The following is a 20416-nucleotide window of genomic DNA, read 5'->3' as shown; positions in this document are numbered from 1 at the left end:
CGTCACTTTCTTACCCCATGCAGTTTGCAAAAAATTCAAGATCACCATCTGATATGTTCCTTAGCTTGAACAAATTTCTCTAGTGTTAACACTAAATATTCCAATCACCACAAATTTTTAGATGATTTTGATAGTAGGAGGTTTTTATTTGCTTACAATACTTATCGCAATACTTCTGCCATTTGTTGGTGCTGCGCTTATCCCATTGCTTTATAAGCGACTAAGGCGTGTCACACATCTTGGCTGGTTTGTTTTATCAGTTCCATTGCTTTTATTTCTTTTACTTATACGCTACATTCCACAAGTTGCCAAGGGTAAAACGTTTATCCATACATATGAGTGGATTCCCTCTTTTAATATAAATTTCACAACTTACCTTGATGGACTCAGTATGATTTTTGGCTTGCTAATTACAGGTGTAGGTAGTTTAGTCATTTTATATTCTATTTTTTATTTATCAACGAAAGAATCTCTTCATCATTTTTACTGCTATCTATTACTATTCATGGGTGCCATGCTTGGTGTTGTCTTTTCAGATAACTTAATGGTATTATACACATTTTGGGAATTAACAAGTGTATCATCATTCCTATTAATTGCCTATTGGCATCATCGAAAAGCATCGCGTGCAGGTGCTAAAAAGGCAATGATCATTACGGTCTTTGGTGGACTATCCATGCTTGCTGGTTTCCTCATGCTTTATGTAGCATCCAATACATTTAGCATTCGTGACATTGTAGCAAATGTAGAAGTCATACGCGATCATGCTTTGTTTACGCCAGCACTAATTTTAATCTTATTAGGGGCTTTTACCAAATCCGCCCAATTCCCTTTCCATATTTGGTTGCCTGATGCGATGGAGGCACCAACCCCTGTTAGTGCCTATTTACACTCAGCAACAATGGTGAAGGCCGGTATTTATTTAGTTGCCCGTTTTTCTCCAGTCTTTGGCGGAGAGGCGATCTGGTTCTGGCTAGTTAGCACTATTGGACTTGTCACACTATTCTGGGGTTCCTTTAATGCTGTACGTCAAACAGATTTAAAAGCCTTATTAGCCTATTCAACAGTGAGTCAGCTAGGCTTAATTATGAGTCTATTTGGTCTTGGCTCCGTTGGACATTATTATGGCTATGCAGAAAGCTCTATTATTTACACACAGGCAAGCTTTGCAGCATTGTTCCATCTTGTGAATCACTCCACATTTAAAGGTGCATTATTTATGATGGTTGGTATTGTCGATCATGAGGTAGGTACACGTGATATTCGTCGCTTAGGTGGTTTAATGGCCTTTATGCCTGTCACATTTACGATTGCTGTTATCGGCAGTTTGTCAATGGCAGGACTACCGCCATTTAATGGTTTCTTAAGCAAGGAAATGTTTTTTGCAGCAGTATTAGCTATTCGAGATGTGGAAGCATTTACGATTGCTGACATGGGGCTTTTATTCCCAATCATCGCATGGGTAGCTAGTGTCTTTACGTTTGTTTACAGCATGATTTTAATTAGCCGCACATTTTTGGGGAAACTACAGCCCGAGAAATTGGATAAAAAACTACACGAGGCTCCATTTGGCATGTTGATATCACCACTTATTTTATGTTTGTTTGTAGTGGGAATCTTTTTCTTTCCAAATATATTAGGTCACTATATTTTAGAGCCTGCTATGGCAAGTATTTATCCTACTTTCCCAACAGCGGGTGAATTAACCCCACATATTCATGCCTGGCATGGTATCTTAAGTCCAGAATTATGGATGACAATCGGTGTAATTCTTATCGGTACGATTCTCTTTAAAACATTAAAAAGCTGGAAGCCGCTCTATCGCATATTTTCACAAAAATATACGTTTAACACCTATTACAATCGCCTGCTTGAAATGAGTGAAAGCGGCTCAGCCACATTCACTCGTAAATATATGACAGGTAATTTAACACATTATTTTATCTATATATATGTATTCTTTATTGCACTGATTGCAGGCTATTTTATTTGGTCAGATGCTATGGTATTTAACTTTGACAATGACTCTGTTGTGGAATACTACGAATTAATTCTTGTCTTTGTAATGATTTTTGCAGCTATCTGGATGATTTTTGCCAAAGGGCGCGTAACAGCTATGTTGTTAAATGGTGTATTAGGTTATTCCATTGCCTTTTTCTTTGTGATTTTCCGTGCACCCGATTTAGCATTGACACAGTTAGTGGTTGAATCCGTGACAACTGCTTTATTCCTATTATGTTTTAAATATTTGCCAGATTTAATGCCGGAGGCTCCTCCTAAAAAGGTGCAATGGTCAAAGGCCATTATTTCCATTTTTGCAGGGGCAACGGTGACAATTGTAGGCTTAGCAGTAGTACATTATGACCGCTTTGAATCAGTAGCTATCTATTTTAATGATTCCTATGAGTTAGCTGGTGGTTCAAATATTGTGAATACAATACTCGGAGATTTCCGTGCATTTGATACCATGCTAGAGGTTGTTGTTCTTCTTATTGCTGGCTTAGGGGTTTATACATTAATAAAGCTTAAGCCACGAAAGGAGGAAGCAGATCATGAAAATTAATGATGTGATATTAAGAACAGTTACCAAGGCAGTTGTGTTTATTATTTTAACGCTTGGTGTGTATTTGTTCTTTGCGGGACACCATGCGCCAGGTGGCGGCTTTATCGGTGGACTTGTATTAGCTTCCGGTATTGTGTTGCTCTATCTTGCCTATGATATTGAAACAGTGCATAAAGGGATGCCATTCGATTTTAAAAAGGTGGCCGCTTTGGGGGTTCTGCTTGCTACAGGAACTGCGGTAGGCTCCTTGTTTTTCGATGTGCCATTTTTAACGCAAACACATACGTATATAAATGTCCCTATATTTGGGGAAATGGGATTTTCAACTGTAACCATCTTTGAAGCGGGAGTAGCTTTAACGGTTGTGGGTGTTGTGGTAACAATTATTTTAAGTATAAGTGAGGATGAGTAGCCAATGGAATCTTTAATACTGGTTTTAGTAGGTATATTAGTAGCTGTTGCGACGTACTTAATCCTCTCGAAACAGTTATTGCGTGTTATTTTAGGAACGGCTGTATTATCACATGCTGCTCATTTGCTTATATTAACAATGGGTGGTCTTAAAAAAGGGGATGTACCATTATTAGGAGAATCAGAGGGTCCTTATACCGATGCATTACCGCAAGCATTAATTTTAACAGCCATTGTGATTAGCTTTGCAGTCACGGCATTTGTTCTCGTATTAGGCTATCGAGCGTACAAAACAAATGGTTCAGGGAATTTTGATGAATTGAGAGGTACGCCAGATGAGTAATATGATTGTTTTACCATTAATCGTGCCAGTTATTACAGCGATTTTACTCGTGTTTTTAAAAGAGCATGTCTTTTTACAGCGCATTATTAGCTTATTAACACTGAGCTTTATCGCTGTGATTAGCATTGTTTTATTGCTAGAGATCCAAACACAAGGGGTAATGCGCATTGATTTTAGCGGTTGGGCACCACCGTTTGGTATTTCATTTGTTGCAGATTCATTCGCAACCTTACTAGTGCTAGTTGCCAATCTTGTCGCAGTGATCTGTTTGCTATATGCAATTTTTACGATGGAGCTAGCCTATGAAAAAATGTATTTTTATCCATTTACCTTACTGATGGTAGCTGGTGTGAATGGTTCATTTTTAACAGGTGATATTTTTAACTTATTTGTCTGCTTTGAAGTAATGCTGCTTGCCTCCTATGGGCTTATTAGCTTAGGAGGCGAAAAAATTCAACTGCGTGAAGCATTAAAATATGTCTTAATTAATATTGTGGCATCGTGGATTTTCTTAGTGGCGCTAGCATTCTTATATGGAACTATTGGAACATTGAATATGGCACATATTTCACTTCGTGTTATGGAGGCAGGAGCGAATCCACTAATTACAACGGTGGCACTCATTTTCTTAATTGTCTTTAGCTTAAAAGCTGGACTCTTGCTCTTCTTTTGGCTCCCAGGCTCCTACAGTGTGCCTCCAACAGCTGTCGCAGCATTATTTGCAGCATTATTAACAAAAGTAGGGATTTATGCACTTGTACGCTCCTTCACATTGCTGTTCCCAAATAATACAGAAGTGACACACACCGTACTTGGGATTATGGCAGGACTAACCATTATGGCAGGCTGCATTGGCGCTCTGTCAGGACGAGATGTAAGAACGATTGCCTCTTATAATGTGCTGATTGGTGTTGGATTTATCGTAGCAGGTCTCGCCATTGGTACAGAATCAGCTTTGCAGGGTGTTATCTATTATTTAATGCATGATATGGTTGCAAAAGCTATGCTGTTTTTAGCAGTCGGCATGATGATCTATTTAACTGGGGAAACAGTGATTGATAAAATGAGCGGGCTTATTCGAAATTATCCTTTCTTTGGCTGGTTATTCTTTATTGCCATGTGTTCGTTAGCGGGTATACCACCATTAAGCGGCTTTTTAGGGAAGGTATTAATTGGACAAGGTGCAATAGAGGGTGGCAATTTTGTGCTATTAGGTCTAGGATTTTTATCTAGTTTAGTTGTTTTATATTCACTGTTACGAATTTTCCTTTCCTCCTTTTTTGGAGAAACCATTATTAGCTTAGAGGATGAAAAGCCTTTGCCAAAGCGTGTGATGCTCCCATTAACATTATTGGCTGTTTGTACAATTGGCTTAGGGGTTGGCGCCGAAAAATTAGCACCCTTTGTAACAGATGCAGCGGAAACGCTTTATACGCCTTCGATGTATATCGATCCAGTATTGGACGGAGAATTATGGCAAGGTGAGGTGAATAAATAATGGCGATGCAGTTTATATTAAATTTATTTATCGCGGCACTTTGGTTGCTTTTGCAGGATGAAGTAACACCACAGTTTTCAACGTTTTTAATGGGCTTTATCGTAGGAATAGGAATTTTATATGCGATGCATCGCTTTTATGGCACTCAATTTTACTTGCGACGAGTTTTCTCCATTCTAAAATTATTATGGCTTTTCAATTGGGAGCTATTTTTATCAAGCTATAGTGTATTAAAGCAAATTATGACACCAAAGCTGAATATTACGCCTGGTATTTTTACTTATAAGACCGCGTTAAAAGGTGATTGGGAGATTACAGCACTAGCGGTGTTACTCACATTAACACCTGGTTCTGTCGTGATGGAAGTATCTGAAGAGGGCGATGTGTTTTATATTCATGCAATGGATATTGAGGAATCAAAGGACGCTGTTATTCGCTCAATTGGGAAATTTGAACAAGCAATTATGGAGGTGACACGTTAATGATTAACAATATCTTATTACTAGCTCTTGCTTTCTTTAGTATTTCCATTGCGTTGTCACTGTATCGTGTTATTCGTGGGCCATCCATGCCGGACCGTGCTATAGCACTTGATACAATTGGCGTCAATCTGCTATCAGCCATTGCCATTGTTTCGATTATCTTAAAAACAAAGGCTTATTTAGAGGCCATTCTGATTTTAGGAATATTGGCGTTTATTGGAACGATTGCCTTTAGCAAATATATTGAAAGAGGTGTGATTGTTGAACGTAAATCAAATGATTGAATGGGCGGCAGTCATATTAATCTTAATCGGCTCAATTGTCAGCGTGATTAGTGCATTTGGTATGATTCGCCTGCCAGATGTTTATACACGCTCACATGCTGCTACCAAAAGCTCCACATTATCCGTATTAACATGTCTATTAGGTGCCTTTATTTACTTTTGGGTGCATGATGGCTATGTTAGTGTACGACTAATTTTAGGGATTCTTTTCGTCTTTGCCACAGCACCTGTTGCAGGACATCTAGTCTGCCGTGCTGCTTATCGTTCTCGTGTTCCTTTAGCAAAAGGCTCTGGGGAGGATGAGTTAAAGTCAAAGCTATTTCCAGAAGAAAAAAATCTAGGCTAGGAAGAAGAGCACTGAGTATCATTTTTGAGACAGTAAGAAAATATCTTACTTTACAGTCAGTTGACGGTATTGAGCTAGTGACTGGTTGCTTCAGCTGTACGAGCTAATCTCCTGATACGCATTAGATGTGTAAATAGATTGGGCATTCGGTGAAATTCAAGCAGCCTCAAAATAACAAGCATAAAAGGAAGTTGTTCATAAAACGAACAGCTTCCTTTTTACGATCTATTCACGCTGAAAAACTAATTGATAGCCGGCGCCTCTTGCCATTACAATCTTAGCTGGCTGCCCTGGAATCGCGTCTAGCTTTTTTCTTAAATTGCTAATATGCACTCGTAATGCCTGTGTTTGTCCAATGCTATCCTCATCCCAAATACGTCGGTATAGCTCAGCCGCCGGAAAGGCTTGATAGTTATGCTGTGCTAAAAAGAATAAAATTTGAAATTCCTTTGTGGATAAAGTAAGTACACTATCACCAATTGAAACTTTTCCAGAATGTATATGGAACAGTAATGTATGAATAACTTTAGTCGACTCATGTTCAATCGACATGATTGAATTCATAGGGTATCGTCGTTCATATAGCCGCTCAATCGTTTTTAATAATCGGTTATAATCAAGCGGCTTTAAAATATAGTCTGTAGCCTGTACATCAAATGCCTCTAAAGCGTAATGCTCATACGCTGTCACAAAGACGATATCCATTTGATGGGAGGCATCTTCTATTTTAGAAGCAAGTTCAAGACCCGTCATTTCAGCCATTTCAATATCTAAAAATAAAATATCAGGCTTTAATGTATCAATGGTAGTTAAGACATCCTTTGGGTTTAGAAAGGTTTCGATCACCTCAATAGAGCCACTTGCCTGTAACATGGATTCTAATAAACGGATTGATAAAATTTCATCGTCTACAATGATTGCTTTTAACAAGACGTTCACATCCCTTCTATTGAAATAATTGGAAAGCGTATTTCGACAGTTGTTCCTTTATTGTCCATGCTTTCAAAATGGATCGTTGCATTTTCAAATTTTTTTAATCGTTTCGAAATATTGAGCAGACCGATCCCTTGACTGGCAGTTACTTCACCATTTTGAATTTGCTGCAAAAGTGTGGGAGACATGCCGATTCCATTGTCTGTGAGTTTAAAGATTACCATTTGCTGCTCCTGTCTGATTGATAATTGCAGCCTAGCATCCTCTTTTTTTACCTTCAGCCCATGCAGAAGAGCATTTTCCACTAATGGCTGAAGCAGAAGTGGTGGAATAAGACAGTGAACAGGCTGATCCATACAAATTTCCCATTCTAATTGTTCAGGATAGCGTGTGCAATGAATATTGATATATGCCTCAATAAGACTAAGCTCTTTCTCTAAAGGAACAAGACTATTGGCATTTTCAAAGGCAAAGCTATTGCGTAAAAAGGTAGCGAAATTTGTAATCATTATCCGTGCCTGCTCCAAATCTAAATAGCTAAGCGATAAAATAGAATTTAATACATTATAAACGAAATGCGGTTTAATTTGAGCTTGTAAAAAGGCTGTTTCCATAGCAATTGCTGTTTCGGCTGAATCCTTTAATAAAATAAGATTGCGTACACGTGTCTTTAGCTCTGCTATATCGAGTGGCTTATGTAAAAAATCATTCGCTCCCGATTGAAAGGCTACAATCATATCCTCTGGACGTACGGCTGCTGTTAACATTAAAATAGGTAGCTCGGTAGATGTATAATTTTCTCTAATTTGTTGACAAATCTCGTAGCCAGAAATAGTAGGCATCATAATATCTAAAATTAATAAATCAATATCAGGATGTTGGGTGAGCTGGTCAAAAACATGCTCCCCATTATCAATAGCGATAATGGAATAGCCCTCCTGCATCAAAATATCAATTAATACTTTTAAATTCACAGCGTCATCATCCACGATAAGAAGTTTTTTCTTCCCTATTCTTTCAACAATATGCGGGAAAGTTAGGAAAGGCTGCTGATAGGTTTGTACGGGCATTGCTGTTAGCTGCTCGTGGATTGGCTGGGCTTTTAGCAGCTTGACCGAGAAAGTTGTACCTTGTCCGACAATAGAATCTACACTAATTTTACCACCTTGTCTTTCCACAAGTTCCTTTGTAATGTGTAACCCTAATCCAGTACCGTCAGTGGAATGCTTGACTTGCTGAAATGGGCTGAAAATAGCTTTTAAATTTTCGGGTGCAATCCCACAGCCAGTATCCTGCACATTAATTACTAAAAATGCTTGCTCCTCATAGCAAGTAATATCAACTTGCCCTTTATTTGTATACTTCACTGCATTATGAATTAAGTTATAGAGAATTTGTCGAAGTCGATTTTCATCTGCTTGGACAAAGCTCCCACGTGCAATATGATTATAGATTTTTACATTTTTACTAATCGTATAGGACAGCACCTCTATAGTCATATGTGTAACCGCAAATAAATTCACAGATGTTATCCGCAATGTTAATTCATTTTCCTTTAACTTTGAAAAATCAAGTATATCGTTGACCAAATAAGAAAGGCGTTCAGCGATATTAAAAATAAGTGTTACTTTTTCCTTCTGCTCCGCAGCTAAGCTAGGCATACTATTGTCATTTAACATCGACTGGGAAATGCCGATAATGCCATGCAAGGGTGTTTGAAATTCATGAGATGTTTTAGCAAGAAACTCATCCTTTAATTGATCTACACGCATAAGTGCCTCTGTGAGCTTACCTTTCTCTAAATAGGAATCTGCAAAACGATGAGAAATATATAAAGAAAGCATTATTAAGCAAATAAATGGCAGTAAGGGCGGTAGGGCATTCAATTCAAGATTAATATGTGTATTCAATGTAGCAACGATAAAATAAAGTAGAATCGCTAACGAGCTTAGTGTTAAATACATGACACCGGGGGCACGTCGGTAGATAGCAATAATTTGTACATAGAAAATATACACGATATTGATAAATACATATAAGGAATTAACATTTTGTAATTTGGAATTGATGGATGCTGGCAGAATCAGTGTGAGCATCATTAAAATACCGATAGCAGATAATACCTTTACCACTCGATTATTCATATATTGTGGTAAAGCGCGATAAAAATAGAGCAATATCGAAAAGCCGACAAGCTGACTTGAAGCCATCTGTATGGGTTGAAATGGTGCATAGCTCATATCTACAAAGGCTAGTAACAGTTTTTCACCATGTGTAAGGGTATAGAGCGCACTAGCAAAACAAAATAGCGCAAAGTAAAGCTGCTCAATACCTAATTTTGAATAAAGATAAGAGCCAAAAAAATAGATAAACATTGTTAAAAAGGCTGCTAGTGTAATTAAATCGTAGAATAGTGCCCCTTCACGAAGCTTTGTAATACTCGATGGATCCCCTAAGAAAATGGAGCTAATAATACCCCCGCCTGGTGCATAATCAAAGTTTGCGACATGCACAATTAATTCCAATTCATGTTGATCAGGTGAAAAATAAGCAGTATAAGGTGTATTGTGTGGCATATAGCTCGTATCCTCAGCAGGCTCTCCACTTTGTCCAATGCGTTGCCCATTTATATAGATGGCATTGGACATACGAATAACGTTCGTTTTAATCCCTAAAACATCCTCCTGATCATTTATTAAAATCTTTAGTCGATAAGTTCCACTTCCTAATGAGGGGAGTGATTGTCCATCAATCGTATACTTTGTCCATCCTGAAGGAACATCGACGAGATAGCTTTGATAGGTGTCAAAGCTTGCCTGATCAACTAAATGATTCGGAATAAATGCCCATTCTCCGTCTAATTTCACAGGGGCATTATCGTGAAATGTATAATGACGTAAATCCATCACGCCTTTAACCGCTTGTGGTCCATGTGAGCTAGGTTGAGTTAAGTAAAAGGTAACGCCCGTTAGCAGCAGCGACCCTATAATAATCGCAAACAATAGTGATAATTTTTTCATTCTTAACAACCCTTCTACTTTTCAGTTTTACCAATTATTTAACACGGTTTTAGTTGGATTATACAAGATAGCCTATTTTATTAAAATAGACGCAAGCTGAACGTTAAGAAATCTTAACGCCAAGAGTATTCATAATTCTTTTATACTAAATAAAACAACACACAGAAAAAGGCGTAGAGAAATGCTATAAGATAGGCGACAATTGAACATAGTTTTTAGAAATTAGCAGAAGTGACTCTTTAAATAGAATGGGGGTTAAATTAGATGAAAAAAATAGCCTTGATTGTATTAATGGTGATGCTTATATTATCTCAATTACCTGCATCCCCGGCAAAAGCCAATGACAGCTTATTTGTGTTCGATAATGGGACGATTACAGGCTATAACGGGATTCCACCAGCTAATCTGTTGATTCCTGATAGCATTGGGGGTATAGCGGTTACAGGAATCGCTGATGGTGCATTCGCTAATAAACAATTAACAAGTGTATTTATTCCTTTTGAAGTGGTGAGTATTGGGGCTGGAGCCTTTGCCAACAATCATTTACGAATGGTTGTATTTGATGAGATAGTTGCTACAATTGGCAATGGAGCATTTGATAACCAGGATATAAGCGGAGGCTTTAATGGCTGGTATATAGATCCTGAGTTGAATGAGGTATGGGATGGTCAGACTACAGGTAGTTATTTAACAATTTATTCAGCAAGACCCGCAACATATACGGTAACCTTTGATACGAATGGGGGTAGCCCCGTTGCTTCAAGAACCTTTACTGAAAATGATTTTTTAACAATATGGGAAAGACCAGAGAAGCCAGGCTTAGTATTTGATGGCTGGTATAAGGACCCAGAGTTAAAGAATAAGTTGGACTTCTTAGACACGATAACAGAAGATATTACATTATATGCGAAGTGGATTAATCCATTTATTATCGTTAAAAATAATGATAATACACTGACAATAACAGATTATAAAGGCGATGCCCCAGCAAATTTAGTAATTCCTGAAGAAATTGATGGATTTATTGTCAAAAGAATAGGCAACGAAGCATTTAAGAATAAAAATTTACAAAGTGTTACATTGCCAAGCACACTTGAATGGATTAGTGAGCAGGCTTTTCGTGGAAATCAACTAACAAATGTAGTGATTCCCGATGATGTAAGCTATATAGGGCAATTTGCTTTCTCAGCTAATAACCTGCAAAGTGTCACATTGCCAAGCGAACTTGAGTTAATTGCCGACTATGTTTTCAATGATAATCAACTAACGAATGTGGTGATTCCTGATAGCGTCACCTATATTGGTTCAGCCGCATTTGCTGGCAATGCCCTAACAAGCTTAACGATTTCTAACAGCGTACAAGCTATAGGAAGCTATGCCTTTCAGAATAATCAATTAACATCACTTATTATCCCAGATAATGTGCTATGCTTGCCCCACAAGATATCCTAATTATGGAAGGAGATGTTGGTAATACTCAAGTACGGTATAGAATCGGTTGAATCCTCGCCACAGGACTTTGACACCCGGGTCCCCATCTGCTTTCCGTCCGAGGAAGCCGCCCATCTTGGCTAAGGAATCAACGGCTTCTTTGATGCTTGGTGGGACAGAAGGGAGAGTGGATGTTTTATTCGAAATACGATAGAGCACCTGCCATTCCTCTTCGGTTAGAAATGGCGCACAGGAGGCTGTTGGTTGCTGTCTTGCTAAGTAAGTCATGCCGAGGATTCGGACAGCGATGATACTGTACACGTGTAGCTGTTTTTCTAGTCGTTCGGCTGTACGATTCTGCTTCTCCTCTATCTTACAGCCGCTTTTCAAAATGTAATGAAATCGCTCAATCTTCCAGCGATGTATATACCAGCTCACTTTTTCTATCGCTTCCTCCAGTGTAGTCACCGCTCGGTTCGTGATTAAATACCATTCGATTGGTTTTGATTTGGACAAGGGAGTTTCTTCTCGTACATGCAGAATGGACACGGCGATGGTTGCCTTTTGCTTCGGTGTTTTCAAGCCATTCATTGGCGCCGTCATGTGTACATGCTTGAACCGAATCGCTAAAGTTGCCTGTCGTTTGGGCAAATTTCTGCGTGTATCTCGTGGGATTTCTACGCAAATTTTTCCTGCTGGAGGGGTTTGCTTCACTGCATCAACTAATTTGCAGGCTTCTGTTGTTCTTCGATTTTGCACAACACGCACAAGGAAGTCCTGTTCTTTTTCGAGGGCATGTTGAAAAAATTCATAGATATCGGCTTCACGGTCACCAACATGAACGTAACGAACTCCTTTTGGTTGGTTCTTGCAACTATTATCCATACTTTTTAACCATTTGTAACTTTCCTTCGCTTCAATCGGTCTCTGTCGTTTGGCTGTCCGTTTCCCTCGTTCTTCTACAGGACGTGTCCAAACAAATTGATCAAGTAAACCGAGGGGAATACCATCTGTCGTCACCGCAATAGCCGAATGAAGGAGAAGTCCTTGATGATGGGGACTTGCGCCAAAATCACCCAATCCTTCTGTCTTTTTGTGAGCTGTATAATTAAGTGTGGTTGTATCTTGCACGACTAAAATAACAGATTCTTCTCGTTTTTTGATGTGTGCCATCGTTGCTTTTCGATGTGTTTGTAAGAGGACAGAGGGCGTGACTTTTGGATTTGCCAGTAGACGGTAGATTGCTTTCGCTTCGGCTTTATCTGCACTGGCACTCGCAATGGATGCGCCCATCTGTTTAGAAAGTGTCTGCATGGATCGAATCACCCGTTTAATCGTCCTTCCACAAGCAATGCCCATATCTTTGAATTCGTTATAGGTCCAGTGGTTCGTGTCTAGTTTTTCTGTCGAGAATGCCATTTCCCTCTCCTCCCCCTTCACGATTTTGTTTCTTCTATTCTACTATTTTTGTGTGGGTTTGAGGAGAAAGGAGCTCACAGCAACATCCATTTATTGTATTCATTGTGGGGCAAGCATAGGATAATGTGAGGGAGATAGGTATGTTTGCTTTTGAGGATAATAATTTAACAAACTTGCAGCTATCCTCAGGCTTGAGTAAACTTGATTTTTCTTCCTTTTCGAGAAATGACTTAACAGAAGTAACGATTCCAAATAGCGTCACATATATTGATGAGTTTGCTTTTTACAATAATAAGTTAAGGAATGTAACACTACCTGATAGTGTTACATATATTGGTGCTTTAGCATTTGGGGAGAATCAATTGACGGGTATCTCATTACCAAATAGTGTGGAAACTATTGGGGTTGGTGCGTTTATGGATAATAAACTAACCAATATTGTTATACCTGAAAAAGTGACAATTATTGAAAGTTCCGCATTTGAAAGAAATAAATTGACTAGTGTTACAATGCCAGAAGGGATAACAGAAATTAAGGAGTTAGCGTTTACGAGGAATAATTTGACAAGCATCCAGCTACCATCCTCTGTAACGCATATAGGAGAAAAGGCATTCCAAAGAAATAAATTAACAAATTTAACGCTACCAAATAGTGTGATCTCTATGGGGGATTGGGCATTTAGTGACAATCAATTGACAAGTGTCCATATACCCGATGGCATCATAACAATTAAAGACTATACATTCTTTAATAATAAACTGACAGAAATTACACTACCAGAAAGTGTGACACAAATTGGGGAATTTGCTTTTGATGGCAGTAATTTAACAAATTTAGTGATACCGAAAAATGTAATATCCATTAGTCAAGGAGCATTTCTGTCTAATAAACTGGTAAAGGTAGTATTTGAAGGAACTATTGATACTATAGGGGTCATGGCATTTGGACAACAGAAATTAAGTAGTCCAAAATTTAAAGGCTGGTTTACAGATTATTCCTTAACAGAGCACTGGAATGAAACTGTGCCACAGGCGATGACGATATATGCTGTTGCACCAACTGCGTATACAGTGCTATTTGAGACAAATGGTGGAAGCACGGTAGAACCAAAAGCAGTAGTGCATGGAGAAGGAATAATAGCACCTACAGCACCAACGAGAGCAGACTATGTATTTGCAGGCTGGTATAAAGATAGCGCATTGCAAACACAATGGAATTTTGCATTAGATAGGGTGACAGAAAATATCACACTTTATGCAAAATGGCTTACTAGCTCACAACCACAACCATCAGTTCCAGATACTACGCCAACATCAAATCCACCAGCACCGTCTACATCAAACCAAATCACGGTCAATGTGGTAGACGCAAATCAACCAGATTCGGTGCTTGTACAAACAGTGATTTCACGTGATAGTAGTAGTGGAGTTATAAAGGATACGGTAAACTTTACAACTGCCAATGCCAGAGAGTCGATTGAAAAATTAGCACTTCAAGCAAATAAAAAATCACGTATTATTATTCCAGATGAGCAGCAGCAAGTTAGCGAAACAACAGTTAGTATCGCAAAAGAAGCAGCACAGCTATTGTCAGAAGGTCAAACAGGTCTAGGCATTGATATGGAAACCGTAAAGCTAGATATACCTTCAGCCTCCTTGGCGAATTTTAATGCAGATTTTTATTTCCGTGTTGTTCCTATAAAGTCATTAGAAAAGCAACAGCAGCTAGAAGCGCGTGCAAAAACGGAGCAAGCGGTACAGCAGCTAGCTGGTAGTGCAACTGTAACATTACTTGGGCAACCAATGACGATTGAAACGAATATGCAAAATCGTCCTGTGACATTAACATTGCCATTACCAAAAACTATCACACAGGAGCAGTTGGATCATTTAGCGGTGTATATTGAGCATAGTGATGGCACAAAAGAGGTAGTACGTGGTCAAATTGTTGATTTCAAGGAAAGTACAAAAGGTATTCAATTTGAAGTAACAAAGTTCTCGACGTTCTCAATTTTATATACATCAGTGGAAGAAGAGGAACCTGAGATCGAAGAAGAGGTTGTAGTAAAAAAGCCTACCTCTGAGCCATATATCCAAGGTTACCCAGACGGCACATTCCGCCCGAGCGCCTCTGTCACAAGAGCGCAAATGGCAAGTATGTTGGCACGAAATTTAAGTAATAATAATGTACCGAATACGAAGGTTGTATCATATTCAGATACCGCACAATCATGGGCAAAGAATGAGATTGAGTATATACACACGCAGGGAATGATGCGGGGCTATAGTGATCATCTTTTTGGACCGAATGATGTAATAACACGGGCACAAATGGCAGTAATTGCAGTGCGTTGGATAGACAAACAATGTGAGGTATTGTCTAAAGAGTATCCTTATTGTGAGATCAATAAGCATAGGATCACTTATCAGGATGTAGCACCCCAATATTGGGCTGCTGAAGAAATTGAACGCATTAGTCAGATGGGGATCATGACTGGAATGGGAGAGGCTCAGTTTGCTCCAGATAGGCCGTTAACACGTGCACAAGCTGTAAAGGTACTGAATCGTTTATTTAATCACCCAGTAGAAGGTCAAAGTGAGGAATTTTCACTATTTACAGATATTACAAATAAACATTGGGCATTTTATGAAATTCAAGCAGCAGCTATAAAAGAATAACCATTTTGAATGGCATATGAGTGATATGGTAGCATATCTTTCATATGCTATTTTTTAGTTTAAAAAATTGATTTATTAGAAGATTCTGCGTATAATATTTCGTTAAAAATTTTAATATTTAGCTTGATTATTATTTCAAAAGAGTATATCTTAATTAGCAGATAGATTTTTTATTCTTAAATATGAATAAATATCCATCAAGTATATTCGAGAATTGTAGACTCATACACAATAAATAGTAAATAAAAGGAGTGAATAAAATTATGAAAAATAAGATATTCATAATGATGCTTGTAGTCATTATAGGGGCCCTTGCGGCATGTGGCACAAAAGACGATAGTGCAAGTAATTCAGGTTCGAGCACTGATACTATAGAGGGCAAAACAGTATTAAAAGTTGGTACTTCAGCAGATTATGCACCATTTGAATATGTGGATGCAGCAAAAGGCGAAGAAATTATTGGATTTGATATTGATTTAATTAAACTAGTTGGAGAAAAAATCGGCGTTGAAATGCAGGTCCAAGATATGGACTTCAACAGTCTAGTACCAGCTTTACAGGCAGGTAAAGTTGATGTTGTTATTTCTGGTATGACGCCAAACTCAGAGCGTGAGAAAGTGGTTGACTTCTCTGATAAATACAATGAAACAGAGCAAGTAATTATTGTGAAAAAGGATAGCGGCATAAAAAAAGAAGCTGATCTAGCTGGTAAAAAAGTTGGTGTACAGACAGCATCTATTCAAGAAAATCTAGGTAATGAAATTGCGAAGAAGATTGATGTCACAGTAGAAGGGCGTACGCGAATCCCGGAAATTATTCAAGATATGATGTCTAAACGTTTAGATGCAGGTATTTTAGAGGGTGGCGTTGCGAAAGGCTATTTAAAAACAAATGATCAACTAGTAGCTTTCCCTGTGGAAGAACAGCCTGAAGATTTTAAAGCGATCGCTGTTCCAAAAGGAAGCGATTTGAAAGATAAAATGAACAAAGCTTTAAAAGAGCTAGCAGAAGAAGGCAAAATCCAAGAGCTAGAAGAAAAATGGTTAGAAAAAGTTGAATAATAATTGCGTGCGATAGCTCTACTTTTGGGCTATCGCTTGTGCTTTTCATTTCTATTAAAAGAAAGGAGGAAGCGCTGTGAATTTAGATTTTACAGCTATCGTTCCCTCTATTCCTTATATTTTAAAAGGGATAGGTGTTACACTTCAAATTGCAATCGGTGCATCCATCATTGGTTTTATCGTAGGTATACTTTTAGCATTATGTAAAATTGGTAAAGTGAATTTTTTACGTTGGTTTGCTGATTTCTATACGTCGATTTTCCGTGGTACACCTCTTGTATTACAATTACTAATTATTTATTATGCAGTACCACAATTACTAGATATTCAAATTGAACCCATTCCAACGGCTATTATTGCTTTTGGTTTAAACTCAGGTGCATATATTTCAGAGATTATCCGTGCGGGTATCAATGCAGTTGATAAAGGACAAATGGAAGCGGCACAAGCACTGGGTATTCCATATGCAAAAATGATGAAGGATATTATTATTCCACAAGCAGTAAAAAATATTTTACCATCCTTAGTAAACGAATTTATTACATTAAATAAAGAAACGGCAGTTGTGACAGTAATCAGTGCATTAGATATTATGCGTCGTGCCTACATTGTAGGGGGTTCGACATATCGTTATCTTGAGCCATTACTTTTTGCAGGAGTAATCTATTACATCATGACGCTTGTTTTAACGTTCCTTGGTAAACGAATCGAGAAAGGAATGAGAAAAAGTGATTAAAATTGAAGATTTACATAAATCTTATGGACAGAATGAAGTATTAAAAGGCATTTCAACTGAGGTTAAAGAAAAAGAAGTAATTGCTATTATTGGACCTTCAGGATCAGGTAAATCGACATTTCTTCGTTGCTTAAACTTATTGGAAACTCCGACAAGTGGAAAGGTAACGATTGCAGGGGATGTCCTAACAGATAAAGGGACAAATATTATGAAAATACGTGAAGAAGTAGGGATGGTATTTCAGCATTTTCATCTTTTCCCTCATAAAACAGTGCTTGAAAATTTAACATATGCGCCAATTAACGTAAAGGGTATGGATAAGGCTACTGCTGTCAATAAGGCAGAAGAGTTACTGAAGAAAGTAGGTCTGTTTGAGAAGCGTCAAGAATATCCAAATCGCTTATCGGGGGGACAAAAGCAGCGTGTTGCCATTGCGCGAGCACTTGCCATGGACCCTAAAGTTATATTATTTGATGAGCCTACATCGGCACTTGACCCTGAAATGGTGAAAGAGGTATTGGCTGTAATGAAAAACCTCGCAGATTCTGGTATGACCATGTTGATTGTGACACATGAAATGGGCTTTGCTCGTGAGGTTGCTGATCGTATTCTTTTCCTTGATGGCGGCAAGCTTATTGAAGATGCTTCACCAGAGCAGTTTTTTACAGCGCCATCAACACAGCGTGCGAAGGATTTTTTAGAAAAGGTATTATAAAAAATAAAAGGCATTTAGCTACCCCGTATAGGAAAGTGCTAAATGTCTTTTTTATTGAATGGACATTTCGAATTGAGCCTGTAAGCTCTCTAATGTAAATAGCTCCTCAATATGATAGGCTCCTGCTGGATGTTTGTTGCTAAGGAGTTCTTTCACAACAAATGCTGCAACTTTCGCTGTTACGAGAGATTCATCGCGTTCAAGAAAGTCTAATGTATAACTTGCTTCTTTGTGATGTTTTTTCCCAATAGCTTCTATTTGTATGCCACACACATCTGAACCAATTTTAACTTTTTGAATAAGTGAAGCGAGCAAGGTTTGGATACGGTTAAATTTTAATAAGTAAGCAATTCTACTTTTTTGTAAAAAGGATACGAATCGATTGAGCGACTCTACATCAAAGCCTAATCTTGTTTCGATAGGAATAGAAGGAAAATGCTTTGTTAATGTATGCTGGTCAGAGAAATTAAATTGATATACACTACACTTTCCAATCTTCTTAAATTGCACAGTTCTCTTATTAGTAAAATTAGCAACGCTCTGATTGTTGTAGCTACTAAACGGTTGATTTAACTGATGCAATATCCAAAGAATTGCTGCGGTGCCATGTATAGCGCCTGCCCCGATTAGGATTGAAATATGCAGCTTCTCTAAGGTGGATAATTGCTTTGCAGCGTGCATGGCCATTAAATTGGTCAATCCTGGAGCCATGCCAACACTAAATACGGCTGTCGCATGATTCTGTGCAGCTAGTGGATGAAGCTCCTCTAATTTTTTTAGGAAGGTATAGCTTGCAGTAATATCAATATACATAATCCCTTTCTTTAAGCAGAGCTGTACAAATGCAGTATCTTTTTGCTCTAAGCACATAATGACCAGTGCTACGCTTTCTAATTGCTCTGGGTGCACTTTTTTTGATACATCCATTTGTATAGGCATTGCAAGACGATCCTGTTGGATACAGAATTGTCTAGCCTTATCTATATTTCTACCGGCAATCCATATTCTGTTGGGATAGCTTTGCAACAATAATTTTGCAATTTTCCCTCCCACTTCACCATAGCCTCCGATAATTAAGATATTCCCATTTTTCATATAGTAGTTTCTCCCTTAATAGCGACTAAAGCGTCAATCATATGTGTTTTAAAATAGGGAAAGATTGTTGTAAAGCCAGCCTCTTTCAGTAAATTAATAAGCAACTCAAGAGTAATCGGATGGGTTGTCGTGCTAAAGGATTGTTCAAAGCGTTGCCAATGATCCTCGCTTATTCCGTTATGGAGCATGGAACTTCGCCAATAGTAAAGCTCCTGTTTGAACGTTTGAGAAGATAAATCAGTATTTATCGATGAAATAAATAACACGCCATTGTGGTTCAAGCTATCAGCTATTTTTTGTAGCATGTCTCTTTTTTGATCAAGATCCTTCATAAAATGTAAAACTAAATGACAGGTAGCTACATCAAACAGTTCTTTACTGTTCAAGCTCAATAAATTTCTTTCAAGCCATTCGATAGTAAGTGCATATGGTAGGGAATCAATCTGTTTAGCAGCTATCTCTAGCATTACTTTGGATGTATCAACTGCCGTGAAATGAACAGAAGGAAATGATTTACCTAATGTTAATAATTCCTGTCCACCACCGGCCCCTACTACTAAAATTTTGTGCGTAGTAGGAAAGTTATCAATTATATTTGCCATCATGTCATAAATAAGGTCGTAGCCAATAATTTTTTGACGAATGGATTGTTGATACGTAGAGACAGAAGGATTGTCCCAGTTGTGTAATGATTTGTTCATTAAAATGCCTCCTAAATTTTGAGGGGAATAGATGAGGAGAGTAACTCCTTCATCTTTAAGCAATCATCCTTATGAAAGGTTGCTGAGTGTCTTGTGAAGTCACCTACTATTTGTATTGGGCCGTTACTTAAAATAAGTATTCGTTGTCCAAGATAAAGAGCCTCATTTAAATCATGTGTAACTAATATAACTGTGGGCTGATAGTCCAACCAAAGTGTATGCACTAATTGCAGCATTTCCTGTTTTAGATGAATATCTAATGACTGGAATGGTTCATCCATTAGTAAAAGTGCTGGCTGGTTGACCATTGCCCGAACAAGAGAGACACGCTGCCTCATACCGCCACTTAATTGATGTGGATAGTGTGTTTTAGCATGATAAAGACCTGCAATTTCCAGTAATTGATCTATTCTTTCTTCAGCTACCGCCTCGCCCACCCACGCAATATTTTCAAATACAGTAAGACTAGGAAGAAGTCGAGGCTCTTGAAAAACATATCCTAGTGAGTCAATAGGAAAGCTAATTAATCCTGCATCTGGTGGAATTAAATTCGCAATAAGCTTCAATAATGTTGTTTTCCCAATACCTGAAGGGCCTAAAATACACGTCACAGTATGAGGACTTATTTGTAAATGAAACTGTTGGAAAATCTGCTTTTGATTTCTTGAGAAAGATAGATTTTCTATGGTTAACAATAGGC

18 protein-coding genes are annotated in these 20416 nt (G+C 38.1%); 12 read left to right on the top strand and 6 right to left on the bottom strand.

All coding sequences use genetic code 11. The annotated features are described in order from the left end of the window. The first annotated feature begins 148 nt into the window (after positions 1-148). Genes ADM90_RS02680 through ADM90_RS02650 form a run of 7 tightly spaced genes read left to right on the top strand, consistent with a single transcriptional unit; the run spans position 149 to position 5927 of the window. The gene (locus ADM90_RS02680) at positions 149-2563 is read left to right on the top strand and encodes a Na+/H+ antiporter subunit A (RefSeq protein WP_200908509.1); all 2415 of its coding nucleotides are present in this window, start codon (positions 149-151) and stop codon (positions 2561-2563) included. Next, entirely contained in the window at positions 2553-2975 is a 423-nt protein-coding gene (locus ADM90_RS02675) for a Na(+)/H(+) antiporter subunit B (protein WP_053993524.1), read from the top strand. Before ADM90_RS02680 ends, ADM90_RS02675 begins: the two co-directional genes overlap by 11 nt. 3 nt (positions 2976-2978) lie before the next feature. After that, on the top strand, positions 2979-3317 hold the full coding sequence (locus ADM90_RS02670) for a Na(+)/H(+) antiporter subunit C (protein WP_004233143.1): 339 nt from the start codon (positions 2979-2981) through the stop codon (positions 3315-3317). After that, a complete protein-coding gene (locus ADM90_RS02665; RefSeq protein WP_053993523.1) occupies positions 3310-4815 on the top strand; it encodes a Na+/H+ antiporter subunit D in 1506 nt (501 codons plus the stop codon). The genes ADM90_RS02670 and ADM90_RS02665 overlap by 8 nt, the downstream gene beginning before the upstream one ends. Beyond that, positions 4815-5297, top strand: coding sequence for a Na+/H+ antiporter subunit E (locus tag ADM90_RS02660; RefSeq protein WP_053993522.1), 483 nt, complete (start codon positions 4815-4817; stop codon positions 5295-5297). Before ADM90_RS02665 ends, ADM90_RS02660 begins: the two co-directional genes overlap by 1 nt. After that, the gene (locus ADM90_RS02655; protein WP_053993521.1) at positions 5297-5581 is read left to right on the top strand and encodes a Na(+)/H(+) antiporter subunit F1; all 285 of its coding nucleotides are present in this window, start codon (positions 5297-5299) and stop codon (positions 5579-5581) included. Before ADM90_RS02660 ends, ADM90_RS02655 begins: the two co-directional genes overlap by 1 nt. After that, entirely contained in the window at positions 5559-5927 is a 369-nt protein-coding gene (locus ADM90_RS02650) for a Na+/H+ antiporter subunit G (protein WP_053993520.1), read from the top strand. The genes ADM90_RS02655 and ADM90_RS02650 overlap by 23 nt, the downstream gene beginning before the upstream one ends. Before the next feature lie 225 nt (positions 5928-6152). Here the strand turns inward: ADM90_RS02650 and ADM90_RS02645 are convergent, their stop codons facing one another. Next, positions 6153-6857: a DNA-binding response regulator gene (locus ADM90_RS02645; RefSeq protein WP_053993519.1), complete on the bottom strand. Its 705-nt coding sequence runs from the start codon at positions 6855-6857 to the stop codon at positions 6153-6155. 5 nt (positions 6858-6862) lie between these two features. After that, positions 6863-9880, bottom strand: a complete 3018-nt coding sequence (locus ADM90_RS02640; RefSeq protein ID WP_053993518.1) for a hybrid sensor histidine kinase/response regulator — start codon at positions 9878-9880, stop codon at positions 6863-6865. 264 nt (positions 9881-10144) lie between these two features. On the opposite strand from ADM90_RS02640, the gene ADM90_RS02635 reads away from it, so the two are divergent. Next, a complete protein-coding gene (locus ADM90_RS02635; RefSeq protein WP_053993517.1) occupies positions 10145-11332 on the top strand; it encodes a leucine-rich repeat protein in 1188 nt (395 codons plus the stop codon). Here the strand turns inward: ADM90_RS02635 and ADM90_RS02630 are convergent, their stop codons facing one another. Then, the gene (locus tag ADM90_RS02630) at positions 11333-12730 is read right to left on the bottom strand and encodes an IS4 family transposase (RefSeq protein WP_053993516.1); all 1398 of its coding nucleotides are present in this window, start codon (positions 12728-12730) and stop codon (positions 11333-11335) included. 125 nt (positions 12731-12855) lie between these two features. On the opposite strand from ADM90_RS02630, the gene ADM90_RS02625 reads away from it, so the two are divergent. From ADM90_RS02625 to ADM90_RS02610, 4 genes are all read left to right on the top strand, one after another. After that, complete coding sequence (locus ADM90_RS02625) at positions 12856-15408, top strand: leucine-rich repeat protein (protein WP_327037008.1); 2553 nt, start codon at positions 12856-12858, stop codon at positions 15406-15408. Positions 15409-15671: 263 nt separating this feature from the next. Beyond that, positions 15672-16469 carry a transporter substrate-binding domain-containing protein gene (locus ADM90_RS02620; RefSeq protein ID WP_053993514.1) on the top strand — a complete coding sequence of 266 codons (798 nt, stop codon included), beginning with the start codon at positions 15672-15674 and terminating at the stop codon, positions 16467-16469. 76 nt (positions 16470-16545) lie between these two features. Next, positions 16546-17205 (top strand): amino acid ABC transporter permease, encoded by a 660-nt coding sequence (locus ADM90_RS02615; RefSeq protein ID WP_036075291.1) that lies wholly within the window; start codon positions 16546-16548, stop codon positions 17203-17205. Beyond that, a complete protein-coding gene (locus ADM90_RS02610; RefSeq protein ID WP_053993513.1) occupies positions 17198-17920 on the top strand; it encodes an amino acid ABC transporter ATP-binding protein in 723 nt (240 codons plus the stop codon). The genes ADM90_RS02615 and ADM90_RS02610 overlap by 8 nt, the downstream gene beginning before the upstream one ends. Positions 17921-17971: 51 nt before the next feature. Here ADM90_RS02610 and ADM90_RS02605 read toward each other — a convergent pair whose 3' ends face one another. From ADM90_RS02605 to ADM90_RS02595, 3 genes are read right to left on the bottom strand one after another with little or no spacing between them, the layout of a single operon-like run. After that, positions 17972-19015: a saccharopine dehydrogenase family protein gene (locus ADM90_RS02605; RefSeq protein ID WP_053993512.1), complete on the bottom strand. Its 1044-nt coding sequence runs from the start codon at positions 19013-19015 to the stop codon at positions 17972-17974. Then, positions 19012-19716, bottom strand: coding sequence for a class I SAM-dependent methyltransferase (locus tag ADM90_RS02600; RefSeq protein WP_053993511.1), 705 nt, complete (start codon positions 19714-19716; stop codon positions 19012-19014). The genes ADM90_RS02605 and ADM90_RS02600 overlap by 4 nt, the downstream gene beginning before the upstream one ends. An 11-nt stretch (positions 19717-19727) precedes the next feature. Beyond that, on the bottom strand, positions 19728-20411 hold the full coding sequence (locus tag ADM90_RS02595) for an ABC transporter ATP-binding protein (RefSeq protein ID WP_053993510.1): 684 nt from the start codon (positions 20409-20411) through the stop codon (positions 19728-19730). Between the last annotated feature and the right edge of the window lie 5 nt (positions 20412-20416).

Source organism: Lysinibacillus macroides, from assembly GCF_001281525.1.
Lineage (GTDB): Bacteria > Bacillota > Bacilli > Bacillales_A > Planococcaceae > Lysinibacillus > Lysinibacillus macroides.
The sequence above is the reverse complement of the archived record's forward strand: the minus strand, read 5'-3'. Positions and strand labels throughout refer to the sequence as shown.

Excerpts from the sequence above, each read along its gene's own strand:
- ADM90_RS02675 (WP_053993524.1), top strand. The coding sequence starts at position 2,553 with ATGAAAATTAATGATGTGATATTAAGAACAGTTACCAAGGCAGTTGTG.
- ADM90_RS02670 (WP_004233143.1), top strand. The coding sequence starts at position 2,979 with ATGGAATCTTTAATACTGGTTTTAGTAGGTATATTAGTAGCTGTTGCG.
- ADM90_RS02665 (WP_053993523.1), top strand. The coding sequence starts at position 3,310 with ATGAGTAATATGATTGTTTTACCATTAATCGTGCCAGTTATTACAGCG.
- ADM90_RS02660 (WP_053993522.1), top strand. The coding sequence starts at position 4,815 with ATGGCGATGCAGTTTATATTAAATTTATTTATCGCGGCACTTTGGTTG.
- ADM90_RS02655 (WP_053993521.1), top strand. The coding sequence starts at position 5,297 with ATGATTAACAATATCTTATTACTAGCTCTTGCTTTCTTTAGTATTTCC.
- ADM90_RS02640 (WP_053993518.1), bottom strand. The coding sequence starts at position 9,880 with ATGAAAAAATTATCACTATTGTTTGCGATTATTATAGGGTCGCTGCTG.
- ADM90_RS02635 (WP_053993517.1), top strand. The coding sequence starts at position 10,145 with ATGAAAAAAATAGCCTTGATTGTATTAATGGTGATGCTTATATTATCT.
- ADM90_RS02630 (WP_053993516.1), bottom strand. The coding sequence starts at position 12,730 with ATGGCATTCTCGACAGAAAAACTAGACACGAACCACTGGACCTATAAC.
- ADM90_RS02620 (WP_053993514.1), top strand. The coding sequence starts at position 15,672 with ATGAAAAATAAGATATTCATAATGATGCTTGTAGTCATTATAGGGGCC.
- ADM90_RS02605 (WP_053993512.1), bottom strand. The coding sequence starts at position 19,015 with ATGAAAAATGGGAATATCTTAATTATCGGAGGCTATGGTGAAGTGGGA.
- ADM90_RS02600 (WP_053993511.1), bottom strand. The coding sequence starts at position 19,716 with ATGAACAAATCATTACACAACTGGGACAATCCTTCTGTCTCTACGTAT.